At 71.1% G+C, this 20500-nt stretch carries 19 protein-coding genes; 10 read left to right on the top strand and 9 right to left on the bottom strand.

Annotation, left to right across the window (positions count from 1 at the left end):
* Both AB0J58_RS40735 and AB0J58_RS40730 read left to right on the top strand, forming a co-directional pair.
* A partial coding sequence (locus AB0J58_RS40735; protein ID WP_364226208.1) for a hypothetical protein occupies positions 1–475 on the top strand: 475 nt, incomplete at its 5' end.
* Positions 476–558: 83 nt separating this feature from the next.
* A complete protein-coding gene (locus tag AB0J58_RS40730) occupies positions 559–1374 on the top strand; it encodes an ATP-binding cassette domain-containing protein (protein ID WP_364226205.1) in 816 nt (271 codons plus the stop codon).
* 87 nt (positions 1375–1461) lie between these two features.
* On the opposite strand, the gene AB0J58_RS40725 is transcribed toward AB0J58_RS40730, so the two are convergent.
* Both AB0J58_RS40725 and AB0J58_RS40720 read right to left on the bottom strand, forming a co-directional pair.
* Positions 1462–1749 carry an HU family DNA-binding protein gene (locus AB0J58_RS40725; protein ID WP_030909250.1) on the bottom strand — a complete coding sequence of 96 codons (288 nt, stop codon included), beginning with the start codon at positions 1747–1749 and terminating at the stop codon, positions 1462–1464.
* A gap of 360 nt (positions 1750–2109) precedes the next feature.
* Positions 2110–2283, bottom strand: coding sequence for a hypothetical protein (locus AB0J58_RS40720; protein WP_343963096.1), 174 nt, complete (start codon positions 2281–2283; stop codon positions 2110–2112).
* A gap of 163 nt (positions 2284–2446) precedes the next feature.
* On the opposite strand from AB0J58_RS40720, the gene mihF reads away from it, so the two are divergent.
* Positions 2447–2755 (top strand): integration host factor, actinobacterial type, encoded by a 309-nt coding sequence (gene mihF / locus AB0J58_RS40715; protein ID WP_364226202.1) that lies wholly within the window; start codon positions 2447–2449, stop codon positions 2753–2755.
* 175 nt (positions 2756–2930) lie between these two features.
* Here mihF and aceA read toward each other — a convergent pair whose 3' ends face one another.
* Positions 2931–4223: an isocitrate lyase gene (gene aceA / locus AB0J58_RS40710; protein ID WP_364226199.1), complete on the bottom strand. Its 1293-nt coding sequence runs from the start codon at positions 4221–4223 to the stop codon at positions 2931–2933.
* A gap of 467 nt (positions 4224–4690) precedes the next feature.
* On the opposite strand from aceA, the gene AB0J58_RS40705 reads away from it, so the two are divergent.
* Positions 4691–6127, top strand: coding sequence for a helix-turn-helix domain-containing protein (locus tag AB0J58_RS40705; protein ID WP_343963094.1), 1437 nt, complete (start codon positions 4691–4693; stop codon positions 6125–6127).
* A 23-nt stretch (positions 6128–6150) separates the two neighbouring features.
* Here the strand turns inward: AB0J58_RS40705 and AB0J58_RS40700 are convergent, their stop codons facing one another.
* Positions 6151–7935 carry a hypothetical protein gene (locus AB0J58_RS40700; protein WP_364226196.1) on the bottom strand — a complete coding sequence of 595 codons (1785 nt, stop codon included), beginning with the start codon at positions 7933–7935 and terminating at the stop codon, positions 6151–6153.
* 132 nt (positions 7936–8067) lie between these two features.
* On the opposite strand from AB0J58_RS40700, the gene AB0J58_RS40695 reads away from it, so the two are divergent.
* The gene (locus AB0J58_RS40695; protein ID WP_364226193.1) at positions 8068–9018 is read left to right on the top strand and encodes a glucosyl-3-phosphoglycerate synthase; all 951 of its coding nucleotides are present in this window, start codon (positions 8068–8070) and stop codon (positions 9016–9018) included.
* A gap of 257 nt (positions 9019–9275) precedes the next feature.
* Positions 9276–10490, top strand: a complete 1215-nt coding sequence (locus AB0J58_RS40690; RefSeq protein WP_364226190.1) for an acyl-CoA dehydrogenase family protein — start codon at positions 9276–9278, stop codon at positions 10488–10490.
* A 295-nt stretch (positions 10491–10785) separates the two neighbouring features.
* Here the strand turns inward: AB0J58_RS40690 and AB0J58_RS40685 are convergent, their stop codons facing one another.
* From AB0J58_RS40685 to AB0J58_RS40670, 4 genes are all read right to left on the bottom strand, one after another.
* Positions 10786–12303: an MFS transporter gene (locus AB0J58_RS40685; RefSeq protein ID WP_364226188.1), complete on the bottom strand. Its 1518-nt coding sequence runs from the start codon at positions 12301–12303 to the stop codon at positions 10786–10788.
* Positions 12300–12950: a helix-turn-helix domain-containing protein gene (locus AB0J58_RS40680; RefSeq protein ID WP_364226185.1), complete on the bottom strand. Its 651-nt coding sequence runs from the start codon at positions 12948–12950 to the stop codon at positions 12300–12302. Before AB0J58_RS40680 ends, AB0J58_RS40685 begins: the two co-directional genes overlap by 4 nt.
* 454 nt (positions 12951–13404) lie before the next feature.
* Complete coding sequence (locus AB0J58_RS40675; protein WP_364226182.1) at positions 13405–15033, bottom strand: FAD-dependent oxidoreductase; 1629 nt, start codon at positions 15031–15033, stop codon at positions 13405–13407.
* A gap of 145 nt (positions 15034–15178) precedes the next feature.
* A complete protein-coding gene (locus AB0J58_RS40670) occupies positions 15179–15934 on the bottom strand; it encodes a glucose 1-dehydrogenase (RefSeq protein WP_364226180.1) in 756 nt (251 codons plus the stop codon).
* A 213-nt stretch (positions 15935–16147) separates the two neighbouring features.
* On the opposite strand from AB0J58_RS40670, the gene AB0J58_RS40665 reads away from it, so the two are divergent.
* On the top strand, positions 16148–16723 hold the full coding sequence (locus AB0J58_RS40665; RefSeq protein ID WP_364226178.1) for a helix-turn-helix domain-containing protein: 576 nt from the start codon (positions 16148–16150) through the stop codon (positions 16721–16723).
* 158 nt (positions 16724–16881) lie between these two features.
* Here AB0J58_RS40665 and AB0J58_RS40660 read toward each other — a convergent pair whose 3' ends face one another.
* Positions 16882–17568, bottom strand: coding sequence for a class I SAM-dependent methyltransferase (locus AB0J58_RS40660; protein ID WP_364226175.1), 687 nt, complete (start codon positions 17566–17568; stop codon positions 16882–16884).
* Positions 17569–17877: 309 nt separating this feature from the next.
* On the opposite strand from AB0J58_RS40660, the gene AB0J58_RS40655 reads away from it, so the two are divergent.
* The 3 genes from AB0J58_RS40655 to AB0J58_RS40645 all read left to right on the top strand — a co-directional run bounded on the left by AB0J58_RS40655 (position 17878) and on the right by AB0J58_RS40645 (position 20431).
* Positions 17878–18510: a GntR family transcriptional regulator gene (locus AB0J58_RS40655; RefSeq protein ID WP_364226172.1), complete on the top strand. Its 633-nt coding sequence runs from the start codon at positions 17878–17880 to the stop codon at positions 18508–18510.
* A complete protein-coding gene (locus AB0J58_RS40650) occupies positions 18507–19703 on the top strand; it encodes a CoA transferase (RefSeq protein WP_364226169.1) in 1197 nt (398 codons plus the stop codon). Before AB0J58_RS40655 ends, AB0J58_RS40650 begins: the two co-directional genes overlap by 4 nt.
* Before the next feature lie 107 nt (positions 19704–19810).
* Positions 19811–20431, top strand: a complete 621-nt coding sequence (locus tag AB0J58_RS40645; RefSeq protein WP_364226167.1) for an isochorismatase family protein — start codon at positions 19811–19813, stop codon at positions 20429–20431.
* The last annotated feature ends 69 nt before the right edge of the window (positions 20432–20500 follow it).

The raw sequence follows: 20500 nt of genomic DNA, 5'->3' as shown, positions 1-20500 counted from the left end.
CTCGGGCATGCCCGAGCCGGCGCCGCTGGTCCTGCCCGCCGACGGCACGCCCTCCGGTTCGGTCTTCCGCGCCGGTACCCGGCCGCCCGCTGGCAGGCCACGGACGGTCCTTCCGGCCACTCCCGCCACGGTCCAGATCACCACCACCAGGACTGTCTCGCTGCCCATCACCGGCCAGGACGGCCAGGACGGCCACGACGGCCACGACGGCCGTGAGGATCCAATGCCGGAGCGTCCGCGGGGCTCGGGCGGCTCGCCCGACGACGGTGACGACCGGCAGGACTGCGCGGACGCGACCGCGAAGGGCAGGGGGAGGAACAGGGACTGCCCGACGGCGTCCAGCAGCCCCAGGCCCTCCTTCACCCAGATCCCGCAGACCGGTGACGGGGAGAGCCCCTCTCCGACGCCCACCGCTCCCGCTCCCTCGGGGACGACCATCACCCCCGTGCCCAGCCCTTCCGTACAGATGGGCTGAATGACCTGTTCAGACGATTTATCGGGAAATATCGCTGGATCGGTTAAAGTGAGCGCCGCGAATCGAGGCGGAGGGGGAGACCGATGGGCGAGCCTGTGCCCGGTGCGGTGGAGCTGAGCGGTGTCGGGGTCCGGGTGGTCGGCCGGACCCTGCTGGACGGCATCGGCTGGCGGGTCGGGTACGGAGAGCACTGGGTGGTGCTGGGCCCCAACGGGGCCGGCAAGACCACGCTGCTGTCACTGGCCGCCGCCGTCCGGCATCCCACCGAGGGGGCCGTCACCGTGCTCGGCCAGCGGCTGGGCCGGGTCGACCTGCGGGAGTTGCGCCGCCACATCGGCCTCGTCGCGGCCAGCCAGCGGCTCGTCGACGAAGAACTGCTGGAGGAGGAGGGGGCCACCGCGCACACCGTGGTCCTGACCGGCTACACCGGGTCCAGCGTCCCGCTCTGGGACCGCTACGGACCCGCCGAGCACGAGCGCGCCCACCGCCTGCTGGCGGACATGGGCTGCAAGGACCTCGCCGACCGGCTCTTTCGCGTCTGCTCCCAGGGCGAGCGGGCTCGCGTCCGTGTCGCCAGAGCCCTGATGGCCGACCCGGTGATCCTGCTGCTGGACGAGCCGTTCGCCGGGCTCGACCTGCCCGCCAGAGAGGACCTGATCACCGCCGTGGAGGACCTGGCGACGACCCGTCCGGTGCTGACCACGGTCACCGTCACCCACCACCTGGAGGAGGTCCCGGCCACCACGACCCACGCCCTGCTGATGCGCGACGCCCGGATCCAGGCGGGTGGTCCGGTGGCGGAGATCCTGACCGCGGAGAACCTCTCTGAGTGCTTCGGGCGGCCGCTGCGCGTCGACCAGCTCGACGGCCGCTGGTCCGCCCGCGCGGTACGCGGCTGAGGGGCGTGCGATCGCCTCGGCGGCGGAGGCGTGAGGGGCCGGGCGGCCTGCGATGGTGAGCTGTCCGAAAGGCCGCGCCCGGGATGGTCAGTCCTTCTTGCGCTGGCGGATCAGGCCCATGAACCCCGGGCTGGGCTTGAACTTCGCCGTCCAGGTCTCCGCGATCTCCAATGGCTCGCCGGTCTGCGGATTGCGTCCGGTCCGTGCGGGTTTGTGGACGATCTCGAAGGATCCGAACCCGGGGATCGCCACCTTGTCCTCGGCCGCCACCGCGGTCTGGATCGTCCCCAGGATCGCATCGAGAGCCGCGGCCGTCTGCCGTCGGGTGAGCCCGGCCTCGGCGGCGGCCTTCTCGATCAGCTCGCGCTTGTTCATCACATCTCCTTGAGCGTGGAGACCCCGGGCCTCAAGCCGTGGGGAGGAGGTCAAGGAGAAAGTTAACGCCATCCCCGCCCGAGGAATCGAGCCCCGTCCTCCATCGGTCGCCGGTGGGACGGGGCCCGCCCGGTTCGTGGGGCGGGCCCCGTCCCCGTTCAGCGGTCGGGCTGGGCGGCCAGCCGTTCCGCCTCGGTGTGCAGTGCCTCGACGAGGATGAGCTCCAGGCGGAGATCTTCGTCAACGAGGCCGACCAGAACATCCATCGAGCCTCCCTGACCAGTCTGACGCCCCAGTGGCCGCAGAAGTTGACAGCCGTACCGAACTGGACTCGGTCGTGGTCCGATCCTGCGCGTCCGCCTACGCGGGGGCGAGCTCCGCCAGATCGACGTGCTCTCCGACCTCGCGGATGTTCATGCAGTACGCCACGAGAACCCGCCGCCCGTCGATCCGGCGGGTGACCAGCAGACAGGGGCCGTCGTGAACCACGATGGCCTCAACCTCTATGCCCTGAGGGCTTCGCCAGATACCCATGAGCCCGAGGCTACGGAGGGCCGGGTAAGGGCGGGGTAACCAAACGGGCATATCGTGATGCACAGTACGGGTCCTGTGGATCTATCCGTAGGCTCTCCGATGATTAACCCAGTCGCTTTGGGTAACAGGACGCTGGAATTACCGTCATCAGGGAGAAAACACCATGGCTTTGCCCAAGCTCACCCCCGAACAGCGTCAGGCCGCCCTGGTCAAGGCCGCCGAGACCCGTACGGCCCGTGCCAAGCTTCTCGCCGAGGTCAAGAACGGTGCTCTCAGCCTGGAGCAGCTGCTTGGCCGCGAGGACGACATCGCCAAGCGCATCAAGGTCTCCCAGGCTCTCCGGGCGCTGCCCGGAGTCGGAACGGTCAAGGCCGCGCAGCTGATGGCGCAGGCCGACGTGGACGAGGCACGCAGGCTGGGCGGTCTCGGCGCCCAGCAGCGCCGCAAGCTCATCGAGGCCGTCGGCCGCTGAGGCGACCGCCCCCGCGTGGTCGCCTCAGGGCGCGCCACGGGCACGGGAAGGCCCCGCCGCACGGATTAGGGGGAGATCCGTACGGCGGGGCCTCGGTCGACGACCTGGTCGTCGTGCTCGCCCGGGGAACCGTTCCATGCCCCGGAAGTCGTCTGGGCGAGCGCGGTCCGGAGAGTCAGTGAGCCTCTGCGAACTGCTCCTCCTCCGTCGACCCCTTCAGGGCCGTGGTGGAGGAGTCCGGCGCGATGGCCGTGCTGACCAGGTCGAAGTATCCGGTGCCGACCTCGCGCTGGTGGCGGGTGGCGGTGTAGCCGCGTGCCTCGGCGGCGAACTCGGCCTCCTGGAGCTGGACGTAGGAGGTCATGCCGTCCTCGGCGTAGCCCCTGGCGAGGTCGAACATGGAGTGGTTCAGCGAGTGGAAGCCCGCCAGCGTGATGAACTGGAACTTGTAGCCCATGTGGCCGAGTTCGCGCTGGAACTTGGCGATGGTGGAGTCGTCCAGGTGCTTCTTCCAGTTGAACGAGGGCGAGCAGTTGTAGGACAGCATCTGGTCGGGGTACTGGGCTTTGATGGCCTCGGCGAACTCGCGGGCCACGTCCAGGTCCGGAGTGGAGGTCTCCATCCAGAGCAGGTCGGAGTGGGGCGCGTAGGCCAGGCCGCGGGCGATGCAGGCGTCCACGCCGTTGCGGACCCGGTAGAAGCCCTCCGCGGTGCGGTCGCCGGTGGTGAACGCCTGGTCACGGGGGTCGACGTCGGTGGTCAGGAGCGTCGCGGCCTGGGCGTCGGTCCGCGCGATGACCAGGGTCGGCACACCCAGCACGTCCGCGGCCAGGCGGGCGGCGCTGAGGGTCTTGATGTGCTGGCCGGTGGGGATGAGCACCTTGCCGCCCAGGTGGCCGCACTTCTTCTCCGAGGCGAGCTGGTCCTCCCAGTGCACGCCCGCGGCACCCGCGGCGATCATGCCCTTCATCAGCTCGAAGGCGTTCAGCACGCCGCCGAAGCCGGCCTCCGCGTCGGCCACGATCGGCGCCAGCCAGTGCGGCGCGTCCTGGTCGCCCTCCGACCAGGTGATCTGGTCGGCGCGCAGCAGCGCGTTGTTGATCCGGCGGACCACGGCCGGGACCGAGTTGGCCGGGTAGAGGCTCTGGTCGGGGTAGGTCTGCGCGCCGAGGTTGGCGTCGGCGGCGACCTGCCAGCCTGACAGGTAGATCGCCTTCAGACCGGCCTTGACCTGCTGCACTGCCTGGTTGCCGGTCAGCGCGCCAAGGGCGTGCACGTAGTCCTCGGTGTTCAGCAGGTCCCACAGCCGCTCGGCGCCGAGCCGGGCGAGAGTGTGCTCCTCCTGGACGGACCCTCTGAGTCGAACCACGTCCTCGGCCGTGTACGTCCGCTCGGTGCCCTTCCAGCGAGGGTTGGTCTCCCACTCGCGCCGCAGCTCGTCTGCGGCTCCCTTGAGGCGATCACTCATGGTGTAACTCCTTTTCGTCCCCTGGGTGCCTTAGTCCGAGTGTGTGCCCCGACAAAACGGTCGAACAAGGCCGACTCCAGCGAAAGAATGAAAATTCTTCCTTTATCATCAATACTCATCGGTATTCAGATGGGAAGAACTTCATAGTTTTCGCTATGGACTAGACCAATTCCGGTAGTGCGCTTTGCGGCTTGCCGGTCGTGGGGCGCCGGAGGCCGAGGCTCCGGAATCCGGCCCCACGGTCACCGTCGGTCACCATTGGTCGCACCGTCACCTTGGCGCCGGTCTCCGCGGTGCCCCGGAGGCCGCGGCGGCGCCCTGCCTCCTCCGTCCCACGGGGCAGATCGGAATTCCCGGCGTGGGCGCGGCGACGTTCTCCCAGGTGGCGCGCGGGGCTGTGAAATTTCCTAGGAAATTTCGTTTAGCATCGTGCTATGGCATCTTTGGTGGGTGAAGAACCGCTTTCCTTGACGCAGGAGCTCGATCTCATCGCGTTCGGCCAGCGTCTCAGGCACTTGCGCAAGCAGCGTGGCCTCACCCTGTCCGACCTGGGCGAACGGGTGAACCGGGCGCCCAGCCAGCTCTCCCTGCTGGAGAACGGCAAGCGCGAGCCGAAGTTGTCGCTGCTGAAGTCCCTGGCCGCCGCGCTCGGCGTGCCGATCGAGGAACTACTGCGCAGGCAGGCCCCCAACCGGCGGGCGCAGCTGGAGATGGCCCTGGAGGAGGCGCAGCGCGACCCCCTGTACGCCGGGCTCGGCCTGGCCAGGCTGAAGGTCTCCGCGCGCGTCCCCAACGACGTGCTCGAACACATCCTCGGCCTCTACGGGGAGTTGCGCTCACGCCAGGCCAAGGGCACCGCCACCCCCGAGGAGGCCCGTGCCGCGAACGCCGAGCTCCGCCGCAAGCAGCGTGAACAGGGCAACTACTTCGCGGAGATCGAGCGGGCCGCCGCCGAGGCGCTCGCCGCGGTCGGCTACCGTTCCGGAGCGCTGTCGCAGAGCACGGTGCAGGCGCTGGTCAGCCACTTCGGCTACACCGTGCAGACGGTCCAGGACCTGCCGCGCACCGTGCGCTCCATCTCCGACCTGCGCAACCGGCGCATCTACGTCAAGCACGAGCAGGTCGGCATGCACACCCCCCGCACGATCCTGCTGCAGACCCTGGGCCACCTCTCCCTCGGGCACCACAAGCCCCGCGACTTCGCGGACTTCCTGCGCCAGCGGACCGAGGCCAACTACTTCGCCGCCGCCATCCTGGTGCCCGAGACGGCCGCCGTGCCGTACCTGAGGGAGGCCAAGAAGGACCGGGCGCTGAGCGTGGAGGACCTGCGTGACGTGTTCGCCGTCTCCTACGAGATGGCCGCGCACCGCTTCACCAACCTGGCGACCCACTTCCTCGACCTGAGCTGCCACTTCGTCCGCAACAACGCCGGCGGGATCATCTACAAGGCTTACGAGAACGACGGCATCGTCTTTCCCGCCGACGAGCAGGGGGCGATCGAGGGCCAGCGCATGTGCCTGCAGTGGTCCGGGCGCCAGGTCTTCCTGTCTCCCGACCGCTTCTCCGTCTACTACCAGTACTCGGACTCGCCCACCGGCACCTATTTCTGCGTCGCCCACGTCGACCCGTCGCGCGAGCGTGACTTCGCCATCACCCTCGGTGTCCCGTACCGGGAGTCACGCTGGTTTCGCGGGCGCGAGACCGTCAATCGCACCAAGTCGGACTGCCCCAACGGCGACTGCTGCCGCCGCCCGCCCGCCGAGCTGACCCAGCGCTGGGAGGGATACGCCTGGCCTTCGGCCCGGGGCAACTCCCACATCCTGGCCGCGCTGCCGCCCGGATCCTTTCCCGGTGTCGACGAGGCCGACGTCTACACCTTCCTGGAGCGCCACGCCATCCACTGAGCACGCGATCCGGGCCCGGTGGCTCACTCCGCGGGCGGGGGCGTCCGGCGCAGCGTCAGGGACGGGTGGCCGTGGAACCGGTAGGCGCCCGCGCTGTCGGGGGCCTGAGCGCGCATGGACCGCAGCACCTCGGCCGGGGGCTCACCGCTGAGGCAGCGCCGGTAGAACTCCCGGGCCAGGCCCCCGCCGACCGGCCAGAGCGGCTCGACGACCCCGCTCGCACCGGCGAGCAGGAACGCCTGGGCGTCCCCCGGTTCCTCCAGGAAGACGAACGGGGCGCCGGCCAGGTCACGGCCCAGCGCCTCGGCCGCGGATCCGCCGGCCGTGAGGTGGACGACGTCCGGCCCCTGGCCGAGCACGCCCAGGACGTCGCCGAGCGCGGAGGAGACCTGCGTGGCGCCGTACTCGGTCACCAGCGGGTGCGCCTGCGCCTCGTCGTACACCACCGCGACATGATCCGCCCGCGCGCTCACCGGGGGCGGCAGCTCGGGGCGCCGGCCACCGAGGGGCCAGCGGCCGGTCACCGCCTGGCAGTTCAGATAGCGGGGGAGCGAGGGGTCGTACGGATGCTCCAGCACGGCCAGCTCCCAGGGCACGTGCGGCTCCTGGGAGAGGATCAGCACGCTCGGGCGGCGCGGTGCCACCCGGCCGGCCACCGCGTTCAGCAGTTCCCAGAACCCCCTGGGCACGCGCGAGCCGACCTTCCGTCCCAGCTCCTCGGAGAGACGACCCTGCCCGGTCAGCTGCCGGCCGAACTCCGAGGCCCGCGTGCCGAGGTCGCAGAGCTCGGCCCGGTCGGGGGTGACGAAGTGCGGCGACCGGTAGGTCCACCACAGCCGTCCCGGCTCGTCACCGTGGACGATGGCCACCGTGACGTCCGCCGGCTCGCCCACGAGGGCCGGACGGATCCGGGTGCCGGCGACCGGCTCGGGCGGCTCCTCCCGGCCGAGCCTGCCGGGCGAGCCGTGCAGCGTGATCGAGCGCAGGCCGAACCCGACCACCTGGCTACGCACCGAACAGATCGCCTGGATCTGCCGGGCGACCTCGGGCTCCTGCTGCGCGAGGGCGACGAGGCCGACCGTCGCGCGGGGGTAGGGCGACGCCGTGTCGACGCGCAGCCGTACCTGCCACCCGCCCGGTGCGTCGAAGCCCTCGGCGACGAGCTGGATGTCCAGCTCGACCGGCTCGCGCGGTGCCGCGCCGCCGTCCTGACCCCGGCCCGGGGCGACGCCGATCGACACCTCCGTGCCCCAGCCCGAGACCGACTCGGTGGGCGCCTCGATCAGCGGGATCCCCTCCCACTCGGACTCGGGCGTCGCGGCGGGCGCGTCCCCGCGCCGCCTGCGAAAGGCCCCGGTCAGCCGGCCGAGCATCGAGGAGCCTCGGCTCCCGGCGGGCGGCGTCGGCGGTGCCTGCGGGGAGGGTGCCCGCGGTGTCTCGGACGGCGGCGCCTGGTCGGGGCGCATCCAGTCGAGACCCATGGCACCTGTGGGGGGCGGATCGTCGTATCCGCTGCCGTACCCGGCCCCGCCCAGATCCTGCGGGCCCGTGTCGGTGGGCACGGGGACCGCCTGTGCGGCGGCGAGGCCGTGGTCCAGGTTCAGTAGCGCGGAGAGCCGGTTCCAGGCCGGGCCGTACTGGGCGATCAGCATGACGATCGCGTCGGCCAGTTGCCCCGGAGGCCGGCTGCCGGCCTCGGCCAGCAGCGGATCCAGCCGGTCGCGAAGCTCCGCGGAGGCACCCCCCATCGAGCTGTCGAGTTCGTCGCGGACGGCACGTGCCGCCCGCAGCACGGCTACCGGGTCCATGCCTTCCCCTCCTCATGCCGGACTGGACTGATCTTCCCACCCGTGCGGTGGGGACGGGAGCCGGTACTTGCGCGGAATCAGCGCCACATAAGGTGATACCCGTAAGTACCGAGGTGATGGGAAGGGTGGGCTGTGCTGCCTGAGGTCGAGGCATGGCTACGCGAGCGCACCTCATCCTCGGGCGACTGGTCGCTGCCGGAGCTGCTGAGAGCCAAGGGTGAGACGACGATCAGTGTCGTGCTGCCCGCGCGCGATGAGGAGGAGACGGTCGGGGAGATCGTCACCGCGATCCGCCGCGACCTGATGGAGGCCGCGCCGCTCGTCGACGAGCTCGTGGTCATCGACTCCCGCTCCGTCGACGACACCGCGGTGCGCGCCGCGCGCGCCGGAGCGGCGGTGATCGCGCAAGACGAGGTCCTGCCCGACCTCAAACCGCTGGACGGCAAGGGCGAGGCGCTCTGGAAGTCCCTCGCCGCCACCTCCGGCGACCTGCTCGTGTTCATCGACGCCGACCTGCGCGAGTTCCGCACCTCCTTCGTGACCGGGCTGCTCGGCCCGCTGCTCGCCGACGAGGCGGTGGTCTACGTCAAGGGCTGCTACGACCGGCCCCTGCAGAACGTGCAGAGCGGTGGCGGCCGGGTCACCGAGCTCGTCGCGCGTCCCCTGCTCAACCTGCACTGGCCGCTGCTGGCCGGATTCGTGCAACCCCTCGCCGGGGAGTACGCCGGGCGCAGGTCCGTGCTGGAGAGCGTGCCCTTCGTCACCGGTTACGGTGTGGAGCTCGGCCTGCTGATCGACCTGCTCGACCTCGCCGGGCTCGACGCCCTGGCCCAGGTCGACCTGGGCCGCCGGGTCCACTCCCACCAGTCGACGGAGGCGCTCGGCGGGATGGCCGCCCAGATCCTGCAGACCTCCTGGTCGCGCCTGGAGCGCCAGAACATGATGGTCTCCCTGCACAGCCCCTCGCCCCGCCTGGCCCAGTTCCGCCGGGGCGCGAGCGGCCACCAGGTGAGCGTCCGGGACGTCGCCGTCGCCGAACGCCCGCCGATGATCACTGTTCCCGCCTACCGCGCCGCTCGCTGACCACGTCGCGCGGGCGTGATCCCGGGCGGCGTACGGAGCCCGCGAGGCCCGGGAGCGCGCGGCCCGGTGGCATTCCCGCACGGCGGTGAGCCGGGCCTCGGGGAGGCCGGCGGCGGTGAAGGAGACCTCCGAAAGCGGGGCCGCTCGCCGGCGGCCGTTGCCGCAGAAGGGGCGGTCCTGCGGTTGCGCGGAGCGGTCCGTCCGCCGGTAAAGTTTGGGTGTTACCGTTGGTAACGCGCGCTGAGGAGGCATGGAAGATGAGCGAGAGCGGCTTCTGCCCGGAGCTGAGTGACGACGTGCGCGAGGTGCGTGACTGGGTGCACGACTTCGCCCGCTCGGTGGTCCGCCCGGCCGGTGCCGAATGGGACGAGCGCGAGGAGACCCCCTGGCCGATCATTCAGGAGGCCGCCAAGATCGGGCTCTACTCCCTCGACTTCTTCGCCCAGCAGTGGTTCGAGCCGAGCGGGCTCGGCCTGACCGTGGCCTTCGAGGAGCTCTTCTGGGGAGACGCGGGCATCGGCCTGTCCATCGTCGGCACCGGCCTCGCCGCCGCGGCCCTCTCGGCCAGTGGCACCCCCGAACAGCTGGGTGAGTGGCTCCCGCAGATGTTCGGCACCCCCTCGGAGGTCAGGCTCGGGGCGTTCTGCGCCTCCGAGCCCGAGGCCGGCTCCGATGTGGGCGCCATCCGCACCCGTGCCGTCCCCTCGGGCGGCGACTGGATCCTCAACGGCGTGAAGACCTGGGCCACCAACGGCGGCATCGCCGACGTCCACGTCGTCGTCGCCTCTGTCGACCCCTCCCTGGGCACCCGCGGCCAGGCGTCCTTCGTCGTCCCGGCCGGCACCCCCGGCCTGTCGATGGGCCAGAAGTTCAGGAAACACGGAATCCGTGCCTCCCACACCGCCGAGGTCGTCCTGGACAACGTGCGCGTGCCGGGGGCCTGCCTGCTCGGCGGCAGGGAGAAGCTCGACGCCAGGCTCGCCCGCGTCCGCTCCGGCGAGCGGGCCGGAGAGCAGGGCGCGATGCGGACCTTCGAGACCACCCGCCCCTCGGTGGCGGCGATGGCCGTCGGCATCGCCCGCGCCGGATACGAGTACGCCCGCGACTACGCCCGCGAGCGCGAGCAGTTCGGCCGCAGGATCGGTGAGAACCAGGCCATCGCCTTCCTGCTGGCCGACATGGCCACCCGCGTCGACATCGCCCGTCTGATGACCTGGCGTGCCGCCTGGATGGCCCGCAACAACCGCACCTTCGGCCAGGCCGAGGGCTCCATGTCCAAGCTGGTCGCCGGCGAGACCGCGGTCTGGGTCACCGACCAGGCCATCCAGATCCTCGGCGGAGCCGGCTACACCCGCGATCACCCGGTCGAGCGCTTCCACCGCGACGCCAAGATCTACACCATCTTCGAGGGCACCAGCGAGATCCAGCGCCTGATCATCGGCCGCGCCGTCACCGGCCTGCCCGTTCGCTGAAGATGCCGGTTCCTGCTGAGAGGCGTTGAGGGATGAGGGGCAGCGCGACGGTGGCGGCGACCACGCCGGTACGTCAACGGCGCCCAGATCGCCCAGATCACGCTGACCGCCGACCCGTACGACGACGGCGTCCTGCGCGCCGGCGGTAACAGCGTCTGGGGCGAATCCACGACCTCGCCCGGACCGCCGCGCAACTCCGGTCCGTCCACCGGTGCCTGCCTTGCGGGCCGGGGCGTCAACACCGTTCGACGAGGTCGAACGCGAACCGGCCGCCCTGGTCGGCGGCGTGCGGCGATCAGTTGTGCCCGGCGGTGACGTCGAGGTCGCGCGGGACGAGCCACCAGACGGCGAGCGCGGCGGCGAGCATGAGCACGCCCCCGGACAGCCCGGTCATCTCCAACGACAAGGTGAACGCCGCCTTGGCCTGCTGGGCCAAGTGCGTCCCCGCGGCTCCGGCCTGGCGGGCGACCTCGATCGCGGCGGCCAGCGACTCGCGGGCGGCATCACCCGCGGTGGCCGGCAGCGCCTCCCGGTACACGGCGGCGGCGACGCTGCCGAGCACCGCGACGCCGAGTACGCCGCCCAGCTCGTAGCTGGTCTCCTCGATCGCGGCGGCGCTGCCCGCCTTCTCTGGCGGCGCACCCGCCATGATGACCGCCGAGGCGATCGCCAGCGAGCCCATACCCAGCCCGATCAGCAGCAGCGACACGGCGATCCACGGATAGGTGACGGGCGCGGCGTACAGCACGCCGAATCCCAGCCCGGACACCACCAGCCCCCCGACCAGCACTGGGCGGGTCCCGAGGCGCACCGCCAGCGAGGGCGCCAGCGGCGAGAGCACCAGCGCGCCCAGCGCGGTCGGCAGCAGCCGCACGCCGGTCTCCAGCGGGGAGTAGCCGCCTGCGAGCTGCATCCACTGCGCCATCAGCAACATCATCGCCGCCATCGCGATCGACGTGCTCAGCGCGGCGATCGTGCCCGCGGTGAACGGCCGGCTGCGAAACAGGCGAACCTCCAGCAGCGGATCGGAGCGTTTCAGGCAACGCCGGACGAACCAGGTGAGGGTCACCACGGCGAGGCCGAGGGTGACCCACGGGCCGATGGCGGCCGGGCCCTCCTTACCGAACTGCTTGATCGAGTAGACCAGGGTGACCATCCCGGTGATCGACAATGCCGTGGCGAACACGTCCCAGCGGCCCGGGCGCGGGTTGCGTGACTCGGGGAGCAGGAAGAGGCCGGCGACGATCGCCGCCGTCATCACCGGAACGTTCACCAGGAACGCCGCGTGCCAGCTGAAGTGCTCCAGCAGCAGCCCGCCCAGGATCGGCCCGAGCGCGCCGCCCAGGGCGGCCATCGCGGCCCAGACGCCCAGCGCGGTCGCCCGCTCCCTGGGGTCGGTGAACAGGGTGCGGATCATCGACAGTGTGGAGGGCATGATCATGGCGCCGCCGACACCGAGCATCGCCCGCACCGCGATCACTTCGCCGGGTGAGTCGGCCCAGAGCACCGCCGTGGAGGCCAGTCCGAACAGTGCGAAGCCGGTGAGCAACATCTTCTTGCGGCCCCACCGGTCGCCGAGTGCACTCACCGTGACCAGCAGGCCGGACAGCACCAGCGCGTAGACATCCACCATCCACAGCAACTCGACCGCGCCGGGGCGCAGGTCGGCCGAGATCGCGGGCAGGGCGACATTGAGGATGGTCATGTCCATGACCACCAGCAGCAGGCTCGCCGACAGTACCGCCAGCCCGGCCCAGCGCCGCCGCCGCGACACACCGGGCTCCGTCGACGGTGCGTAGGAGATGCGGGTCATGCCCTCCTCCCGCCCTGCGGCCCGCGTTCCCCGGCACTGCCCCGCGAACCACCGTCCGGCGGCCGCTCGTCTCCGCCATGGTGAGGATGGTGCTCGCCGGCGCCGCGGAAGAAGGTCTCGTGCAGCATCCCGGGAAGGTCGCGCCGGGCGACGTCGCCCCGGTTCAGGCTTTCCCGTACGGCGAGCAGCAGGCCGTACACCGTGTTGCTGATCCACCGCACCGGCAGGTCGGTCCGCAGGACCCCGGCGCGCTGGGCCGCCTGGTAGAGCAAGATCTCCTTGCCTTCCAGCTCGTCACTGCGTTCCCGCAGTTCGGGCGCCGACATCACCAGGTCGGTGAGCGCGAAGTTGTACTCCTCGGCCTCGTCGATCAGCCCACTCAGCATCTCCCGCAGAGCGGTGGTGATCACTACCGGTTCCGCGGAGCGGGCAGCCTGCTCGATCCCGGCCCTGTCCTGGGCCTCCGCCCATCGATCCAGCGCACGGTGGCCGAGCGCGAACAGCAGCTCTTCTCGACCGGTGAAGTGCCGATGCAAGGTGGCGCGGCTCACTCCGGTCGCCTCGGCGATGTCGGCCATCGACGCGGCGGGGGCGTGGTTGAGGTGCTGGATCGCGGCGACGATGATCTGATCGCGACTCACAGCCATCAGTCAACTCCGTATCATTTAAGACAGATATGTCGTAAATGATAGCTCGTTGTCTTAAGCTCTCGTGTCGCCGGCGGGCCGGCCGACTCGTTCGCAGCAGGCCCACGGTGATCGCCGGCTTGGGTCGGAAGACTCGTCTCTCCGAGGCGGGAGAGTCATTCAAAGCCGCTCATGACCGCCCGTCGCGATCAACACCTCCGGCTCGGCCGGATGGCCGAGACCGGATCCCACGACCAGGGCCACCGGGGTGAAAAGCCTCAGGTAGAGGGAATGGGGGCCGGACAGGCGGAGTCCATCCTGTGTCCTGCCGGGCATCCGGCCGTGACCTGCGAAGTGCGGAGGGACCCTGAGCGGCGCAAGGTCGCCCTGGCCGACCGCGGGCGCGCCTACGGCACCGGCTGCCGGCATCGTCCGCGCACCGGTGGCCGCCGTGTTCGGGGTCGTGGTGCCCAGGTCAGCGGGATGTGGCGTGCCGTGCGGCGCGGTAGCCGAAGACGACGGCGGGGGCGATGGTCGAGCCGGGGCCGGGGTAGGTGCGGCCCATGACCGAGGCGGTGGTGTTGCCCGCGGCGTACAGGCCCGGTATGGCCGAGCCGTTCTCGCGCAGGACGCGGGCGTGCTCGTCGGTGAGCAGGCCGCCCTTGGTGCCCAGGTCGCCGGGGTAGACGCGGACCGCGCGGAAGGGGCCCTTCTCCAGGGGGCCGAGGTTGGGGTTGGGCTTGACCCGCGGGTCTCCGTAGTAGTTGTCGTAGACGGTACGGCCACGGTCGAAGTCCTCGTCGACGCCGGTGCGGGCGAAGCCGTTGAAGCGCCCGACGGTGGCGCGCAGCCGTGCGGGATCGATGCCGATCTTCGCGGCCAGCGACTCCATGGTGGGGGCCTCGACGAGGAGGCCGGCGCGGCTCCACTTCCTGGCCTGCCCGATCAGGGCGGAGTTCAGGTAGCGCCGCCTGTGCCGGACATCGGTGATCATCCACATCGGGCCGGTCACGTCGTGACTCAGCATGGCGTGCCCGACGTCGATGTAGGACGCCGACTCGTTGGTGAAGCGCTCGCCGTTCGCGTCCACGATGATCGAGAAGGGGAAGGACCGCTCCGAGACGAGGAAGCGGGCCGTGCCGTCGGGGCCGACCAGGGACGCGCCCCACCAGGCGTCGTCCATGAGTTCCAGCGCGCCGCCCGCCCGGGCGCCCACCTCGATGGCGGTGCCCAGATCGCCTTCCGGGGCGGAGGAGTAGCCGGGGACGCCGTGATGCCTCAGGCGCCACTCGGTGTTGTTCGCGAAGCCTCCGGCGGCCAGGATGACGCCGTGCCGGGCGCGGATCCGCCGCTGCCGGCCGTCTTTCTCGACCACCGCGCCCACCACGCCGTCGTCCTCCAGGATCAGGTCGACGAGCGGTGCGGAGAGCCAGACGGGGGTCTGCTGGGTGCGGACGATGTGCATGAGCGAGCAGGCGAGTGCGCCGCCGATGCCGACCGGGCGCTTTCCGCCGGCGAAGGCGCCGAGTGAGCGGAAGACGAAGCGTGCGCCGCGGACGAAGCCGCCGGGGGTGGACCAGGCGCGGGCCAGCAACCACACGTCGTCGGTCATGAGCGGGAGCGGGATGCTGTCCTTGGCGCGGGAGGTGGCGTACCAGTCGCCGAGCAGCTTGGTGTCGAAGGCCGCGACCTCGATCGAGCGCCCCACCTTGCCGCCCGGCCGGTCCGGATAGTAGTCGGGGTAGTCGGGGAATCTCCTCCACCTGACGCCGCGGCGGCCGAGGAAGGTCACGACCTCGGGAACGGTCTGGAGAAAGGCCGCCCTGCGCTCGTGCGAGGAGGCCGGTCCGGCGTCGCCGATGACGTCGTTCATGTACCGGAGGGCCTCCTCGGCGGAGTCCCGGGCGCCGGCCCGGATCATGAGCGGGTTGGCCGGCATCCACAGCCCGCCTCCGGAGACCGAGGTGGTGCCACCCCATCTCGGAGTGCTCTCCACCATCAGGACGTCCATCCCACGGTCGGCCGCCGCGATGGCCGCGGTCAGGCCCGCCGCGCCTGAGCCCACGACGAGTACGTCGACGAGGTTGTCCCACTGATCTGTCATCGCGACTTCCTTCGGATTGCGGGCGACGGCTCTGTCGGTGAACCCTCACAGAACCGGACAGTTGCGTCCGGTTGAGGTCGTAGTCTCTGCGATGAGTGCTCGCCGAGTCGACAGAGGTGCCGGTGCGCGGACGGGCCGGTATGTCTCAGGCCGCGGACCAGCCGCCGTCCACCGGCACGATCGCGCCGTTCACGAACGAGGCGGCGTCCGAGGCCAGGAAGAGGGCGGCGTCGGCCATCTGCTCGGGCTGGGCCATCCGCTCGCCGAGTGCGAGCACGGGGCCGAGCCGGGCGGTGCCCGTCGGATCGAAGGTCGTGTTGGTGGCGATGCCGGTCATGGTGGGGCCGGGCAGGATGGCGTTGCAGCGGATGCCGTCCTTGGCGTACGCCCAGGCCAGGCTGCGGGTCAGGCCGACGACGCCGTGCTTGGACGCGGTGTAGGCCGCGCCGGCCGCGCCGCCGCGGATGCCGGCCTCGGAGGCGGTGTTGACGATCGCGCCGCCGCCCTGGCGCAGCATGTGCGGCAGGACGGCGTGGGTGACCAGGAAGGTGCCGGTCAGGTTGACGCGCAGCACCCGCTCCCACAGCTCGACCGGTATGTCGGCGGGCAGGGCCATGGTGTCCACGATGCCGGCGTTGTTGCACAGTACGTCGACGCGTCCGTGCGCGCTGATCGCCGTCTCGACCAGCGCGGCGACCGACGCCTCGTCGGAGATGTCGGCGGTGACGGGGACGGCGGCGTCCCCGATGTCGGAGGCGGTTCGCCTGGCGCTGTCGGGGTCGATGTCGCAGACCACGAGGCGGGCGCCGGCCTTGGCGAAGGCGACGGCCATCGCCCTGCCGATCCCGGAGCCCGCGCCGGTGATGAGGGCGACGCGGTCGTCGAAGGTGCCGATGGTCAAGGGGGCGTCCTTTCGGTGGGGGCGGCGGTGGTGCCAGGGCTCCGGCGGATGCGGCCCGGGGCCAAGGCGGTGCTGTTGCCGTGGTGGTCGTGTCGCGCCGAATCGCGACGGCCGAGCATGTCCCGCCGTACCTGTGGCGGGGGATCGGCGTCATGATTCATGGCACTTCCGGAAATAACCGGACTATATCGTCCGGTTGCTAACATAGCCGCTGTGACTGTCACGCGTCGACCCAACAGAGGACCCGGTGCGGCGGCGGAGAACCGGGCGGCGCTGATAGCGGCCGCCCGCGAGGTCTTCGCCGACGCCGGATACGACGCACCGCTCACCACGGTCGCCCGCGTGGCCGGAGTCGGCCAGGGAAGCCTCTACCGGCATTTTCCGGACCGCGTGAGCCTCGCGCTGGCCGTGTTCGAGGACAGTGTCGCCGACTTGGAGGCGCTGGCCGCCGAACCCGGCACCACCCTTGCCGACATGCTGGCTCTGCTCACCGAGCAGACCATCGCCTCGACCGCGTTCATCGACATGGTCAGCGTGCCCTCGGCCGGTGATCTCCGCGTCGTCGAAGTGCGCGACCGGGTGGCCGGCCTGCTGGCCGGAACGCTCGCCGAGGCCCGGCGCGCCGGTCGGCTCCGCGAGGACGTCACCGCCGATGACCTGGTACTGGCCGTCGGCATGCTCGCCGGGCTGCTCGCCAGGCTCCCGGCGGCCGAGCGGCGCACGACCGCCGAGCGGGTGTGGGTGCTGCTCCGCCACGGAATCGAGCCCCGGCCGGTCTCCGGCGGATGAGCGCCGCACGGTTCGCGGACGGGCCGGGGCAAGGGTGGGACGGGGTCTCTCCCCGGACGGGCTCGCGACGACCGCTTCGGTGAGGCGGCGGCCCGGTGCCCGGTGTCACCGGCGGGCCGCTGCCGGCTCTGCTCCGGCCGTTCGGGAAGAGACGGGTGTCACAGGGGTGTGGCGCGTACCCACTCGCGGTCGTCGTCCAGGAAGCCGGAGACGGTCAGGCCCACCTGGTTGAGTTCGTGTTCCAGGCGGTCGTCGTCGAGGCGGTGGCTGACGAAGGTCTGGGTCCAGCGCCGCTCGCCGACGGTGTACTCCATGGTGGCGTCGAGCAGGCCGGGGGCGGGGCGGCTGACCCGCGTCATGCTGACGGTGTGACCGGGGCCGGCGTCGCGTTCGAACGGCTGGACGGTGTCGTACCACTCGGGAGGTTTGCGCTGCAGGATGACGCAGCCGTCGGCGGAGACGTGCGCGCCGCAGGTGCGCAGGAACGCGGCGCGCAGGTCGTCGTCGGCGGTTTCGATGACGAACGACATCAGCAGCACGAGGTCGAAGGTTCTGGGCAGGGCCAGGGTCTGGATGGGGGAGCACACGGTCTCGGCGCCGCGGATGTGGGCGAGCATCTCGGGCGACTCGTCGACCGCGACGACCTCGTGCCCGAGTTCCAGCAGGCGGTGGGTGATCCGGCCCACGCCCGCGCCGAGTTCGAGGATGCTCGCCCCGGCCGGGATCGCGTCGTGGACGAGTTCGGGTTCGCCCCTGGGGGTGAGGGTGGTGTAGTACTCGACCGAGCAGCCGTCCGGGGTGATCGGTCCAGGGCCTGTGCCTTGGTAGAGCCGTCGTGGAGTCATGATCTCCATTCTGTGCGGCGGCGTGCCGGGGTGCGGGCGGAGAGAACGGGGTGGTGGCCTTCGGGCGACGTCCGTTCCCCGGCCCGGCCGCCCGTCGTCGACGGCGTCACATGGCGACGCTCGGCGGTGCGTCGACCGGCCGCGTTCGCCGGGGGCGACCGCGGGAGCGCGGGGCCGGTCTCCGGCTCGGTCCGCCGGGGAGGCCGTTGTTCTCGGTCACCGTACCGACGCCTCTCAAGTTGTATGCAAAATCTTGTTATTTTCCTCCTCGGATGCCATTCTTGGGGAATATTCGGTAAGGGTGTATACATGTCGACAGTCGATAGCCTGCGTAACCTGATCCTCAACGGTCACTACGAGCCGGGCGACCACCTCGGTGAGGTCGAGCTGGCCGAGGCGCTGGGCGTCAGCCGGACCCCGGTCCGCGACGCGCTGCGGCGGTTGCAGGCCGAGGGACTGGTCGAGATCACGGCCAACAAGGGCGCCAGAGTCGTGGTGTACCCCCGCGCCGATCTAGAGACGATCTTCGAGCTGCGCGCCAGGATCGAAGGACTGGCCGTCCGGCAGGCGGCGGCCGTCGCGACGGAGCAGGACATCGCGCGCCTGCACGAGCTGGCGGTGACCCTCGCCGAGCACGCGGACCGCCGCGACGTCGAGGCGGTCTACCGCCTCAACGCCGACTTCCACCAGGCACTGGTCAGGCTCGGCGGCAGTCAGGTGCTCGCCCAGTCGATCAGCTCGCTGGTCCACTCGCCCGTGCTGCTGCGCACCTACGGAGCCTTCGACTCCGAGGCCATGCGCCGCAGCGTCAACCATCACATCGAGATCGTGGCGGCCGTACGCGCCGGAGACCCCGAATGGGCGGAGGCCGTGATGCGCGCCCACCTGTTCTCCGCCCGCGCTTCCCTGCTCGGTCCCCGTCGTCAGGAGAACAAGACGTGAGAGGCCTTCCGCTCGGAGACATCCGGGTCGTCGAGCTCGGCCAGCTGCTCGCCGGGCCGTTCTGCGGCCAGCTGCTCGGTGACTTCGGCGCCGAGATCATCAAGGTGGAGGACCCCGGCAGGGGCGACCCCATGCGCCAGTGGGGCCGGGAGAAGCCGTACGGCCAGTCGCTGTGGTGGCCGGTCGTGGCCCGCAACAAGAAGTCGGTCACCTGCGACCTGCGCACCCCCGAGGGGCAGGACCTGGTCATCAGGCTCGTGGAGCGGGCGGACGTGCTGCTGGAGAACTTCCGGCCCGGCACCCTGGAGCGCTGGGGCATGTCCCCGGCCCGGCTGCACGAGATCAACCCCCGCCTGGTCATCACCCGGGTGACCGGGTTCGGCCAGAGCGGCCCCTACGCCCCCCGAGCCGGATACGGCTCGATCGGCGAGGCCATGGGCGGCATCCGCCACGTCACCGGCGACCCCGACCGGCCGCCGGCGCGCGCCGGCATCTCGCTGGGCGACTCCCTGGCCGCCACCCACGCCTGCATCGGCACGCTCGTCGCGCTGCACGAGCGCGAGCGCAGCGGCAGGGGCCAGGTCGTCGACTCGGCGATCTACGAGGCGGTGCTCGCCATGATGGAGTCGATGGTGCCCGAATGGCAGCAGGCCGGCTACCAGCGCGAGCGCACCGGCACCGTGCTGCCCAACGTCTCGCCCAGCAACGTCTACCCGACCAAGGACGGCGACACCATCCTCGTCGCCGCCAACCAGGACAGCGTCTTCACCCGCCTGGCGACCCTGATGGGCCGGCCCGAGCTGGCCGCCGACGAGCGCTACGCCACCCACGGCGCGCGCGGCGCGAACATGGCCGAGCTTGACGAGATCATCGCGGCCTGGACCGCGGGGATCCCCGCGGACGAGTTGCTCCGGTCGCTGCACGAGGGCGGTGTCCCGGCCGGGCGGGTCTACACGGCCAAGGACATGTTCGCCGATCCGCACTTCGCCGCCCGTGAGGCCATCGTCCGCGTCCCGCACCCGGACTTCGGCGAGCTGGCCATGCAGAACGTGGTCCCCAAGCTCTCCGACACCCCCGGAAGCGTGCGCAGCGCCGGGCCCGCGCTCGGGCAGCACAACGAAGAGGTCTACCGCGGGCTTCTCGGCCTGACGGAGGCGGAGTTCACCGGCCTGTCGGCCGCCGGAGTCATCTGACACCAAAAGGAGCCCCCCATGCCCCACCAGCCCACCGTCCGTGTCCTCACGCCCGAGGAACCTCTCGCGCACCGCGCGGAGGGTGCCCGCCTGCTCCGGAGCCGCGTGTGATCAGGGACCACGACGAGGTGTACGGGCGTTCCCTGCCCTTCGGGGAGCGTCCGGCGCTGATCCTCATCGACCTGATGCGCGCCTACTTCGAACCGGGCGCCGAGCTCTACATGGGTTCGCGCGACTGCCTGGACTCGGCCGCGCGGGTCCTGGCCGCCGCCCGTTCGGCGGGCGTTCCAGTGATCCACACCAGGGTCGCCTTCGGTCCCGGCGGCGTCGACGGCGGCCTGTTCTTCCGCAAGGTGGCCCCGTTGCGCCACCTGGTGGACGGTGGCGGGCCGCTCGGCGAGCTGATGCCGGAGGTCGCGCCCGGGCCGGGGGAGACGGTGATCGTCAAGCAGTACGCGAGCGCCTTCTTCGGTACGGTGCTGGCCTCGACGCTCAACGCGCTGCGGGTGGACACGCTCGTCATCGCGGGCGTGTCCACCAGCGGCTGCGTGCGCGCCACCGCCGTCGACGGGATACAGCACGGGTTCGTGCCGATCGTGGTGCGGCAGGCGGTCGGGGACCGCGACCCCCGGCCGCACGAGGCGAACCTGTTCGACATCCAGGCCAAGTACGGCGAGGTGTGGGACGAGGCGGCGGCGCTGGAACGGTTCGGTCCGCCGACCGTATGAGGATCACCCACCCGGCCGGGTCCGCGGCCTGTCCGTACGCGGGGACCGGCCGCCGGTCCCCGCGTACGG

Origin of the sequence: Streptosporangium sp. NPDC049644 (assembly GCF_040675205.1) — a bacterium.
GTDB lineage: Bacteria > Actinomycetota > Actinomycetes > Streptosporangiales > Streptosporangiaceae > Streptosporangium > Streptosporangium fukuiense.
The sequence above is the reverse complement of the archived record's forward strand: the minus strand, read 5'-3'. Positions and strand labels throughout refer to the sequence as shown.

What these genes read in the sequence shown, in the direction of transcription:
- AB0J58_RS40700 (WP_364226196.1), bottom strand. Translation starts at nt 7,935, where the DNA reads ATGGACCCGGTAGCCGTGCTGCGGGCGGCACGTGCCGTCCGCGACGAA.
- AB0J58_RS40685 (WP_364226188.1), bottom strand. Translation starts at nt 12,303, where the DNA reads ATGACCCGCATCTCCTACGCACCGTCGACGGAGCCCGGTGTGTCGCGG.
- aceA (WP_364226199.1), bottom strand. Translation starts at nt 4,223, where the DNA reads ATGAGTGATCGCCTCAAGGGAGCCGCAGACGAGCTGCGGCGCGAGTGG.
- mihF (WP_364226202.1), top strand. Translation starts at nt 2,447, where the DNA reads ATGGCTTTGCCCAAGCTCACCCCCGAACAGCGTCAGGCCGCCCTGGTC.
- AB0J58_RS40660 (WP_364226175.1), bottom strand. Translation starts at nt 17,568, where the DNA reads ATGACTCCACGACGGCTCTACCAAGGCACAGGCCCTGGACCGATCACC.
- AB0J58_RS40690 (WP_364226190.1), top strand. Translation starts at nt 9,276, where the DNA reads ATGAGCGAGAGCGGCTTCTGCCCGGAGCTGAGTGACGACGTGCGCGAG.
- AB0J58_RS40720 (WP_343963096.1), bottom strand. Translation starts at nt 2,283, where the DNA reads ATGGGTATCTGGCGAAGCCCTCAGGGCATAGAGGTTGAGGCCATCGTG.
- AB0J58_RS40655 (WP_364226172.1), top strand. Translation starts at nt 17,878, where the DNA reads ATGTCGACAGTCGATAGCCTGCGTAACCTGATCCTCAACGGTCACTAC.
- AB0J58_RS40730 (WP_364226205.1), top strand. Translation starts at nt 559, where the DNA reads ATGGGCGAGCCTGTGCCCGGTGCGGTGGAGCTGAGCGGTGTCGGGGTC.
- AB0J58_RS40680 (WP_364226185.1), bottom strand. Translation starts at nt 12,950, where the DNA reads ATGGCTGTGAGTCGCGATCAGATCATCGTCGCCGCGATCCAGCACCTC.
- AB0J58_RS40725 (WP_030909250.1), bottom strand. Translation starts at nt 1,749, where the DNA reads ATGAACAAGCGCGAGCTGATCGAGAAGGCCGCCGCCGAGGCCGGGCTC.
- AB0J58_RS40675 (WP_364226182.1), bottom strand. Translation starts at nt 15,033, where the DNA reads ATGACAGATCAGTGGGACAACCTCGTCGACGTACTCGTCGTGGGCTCA.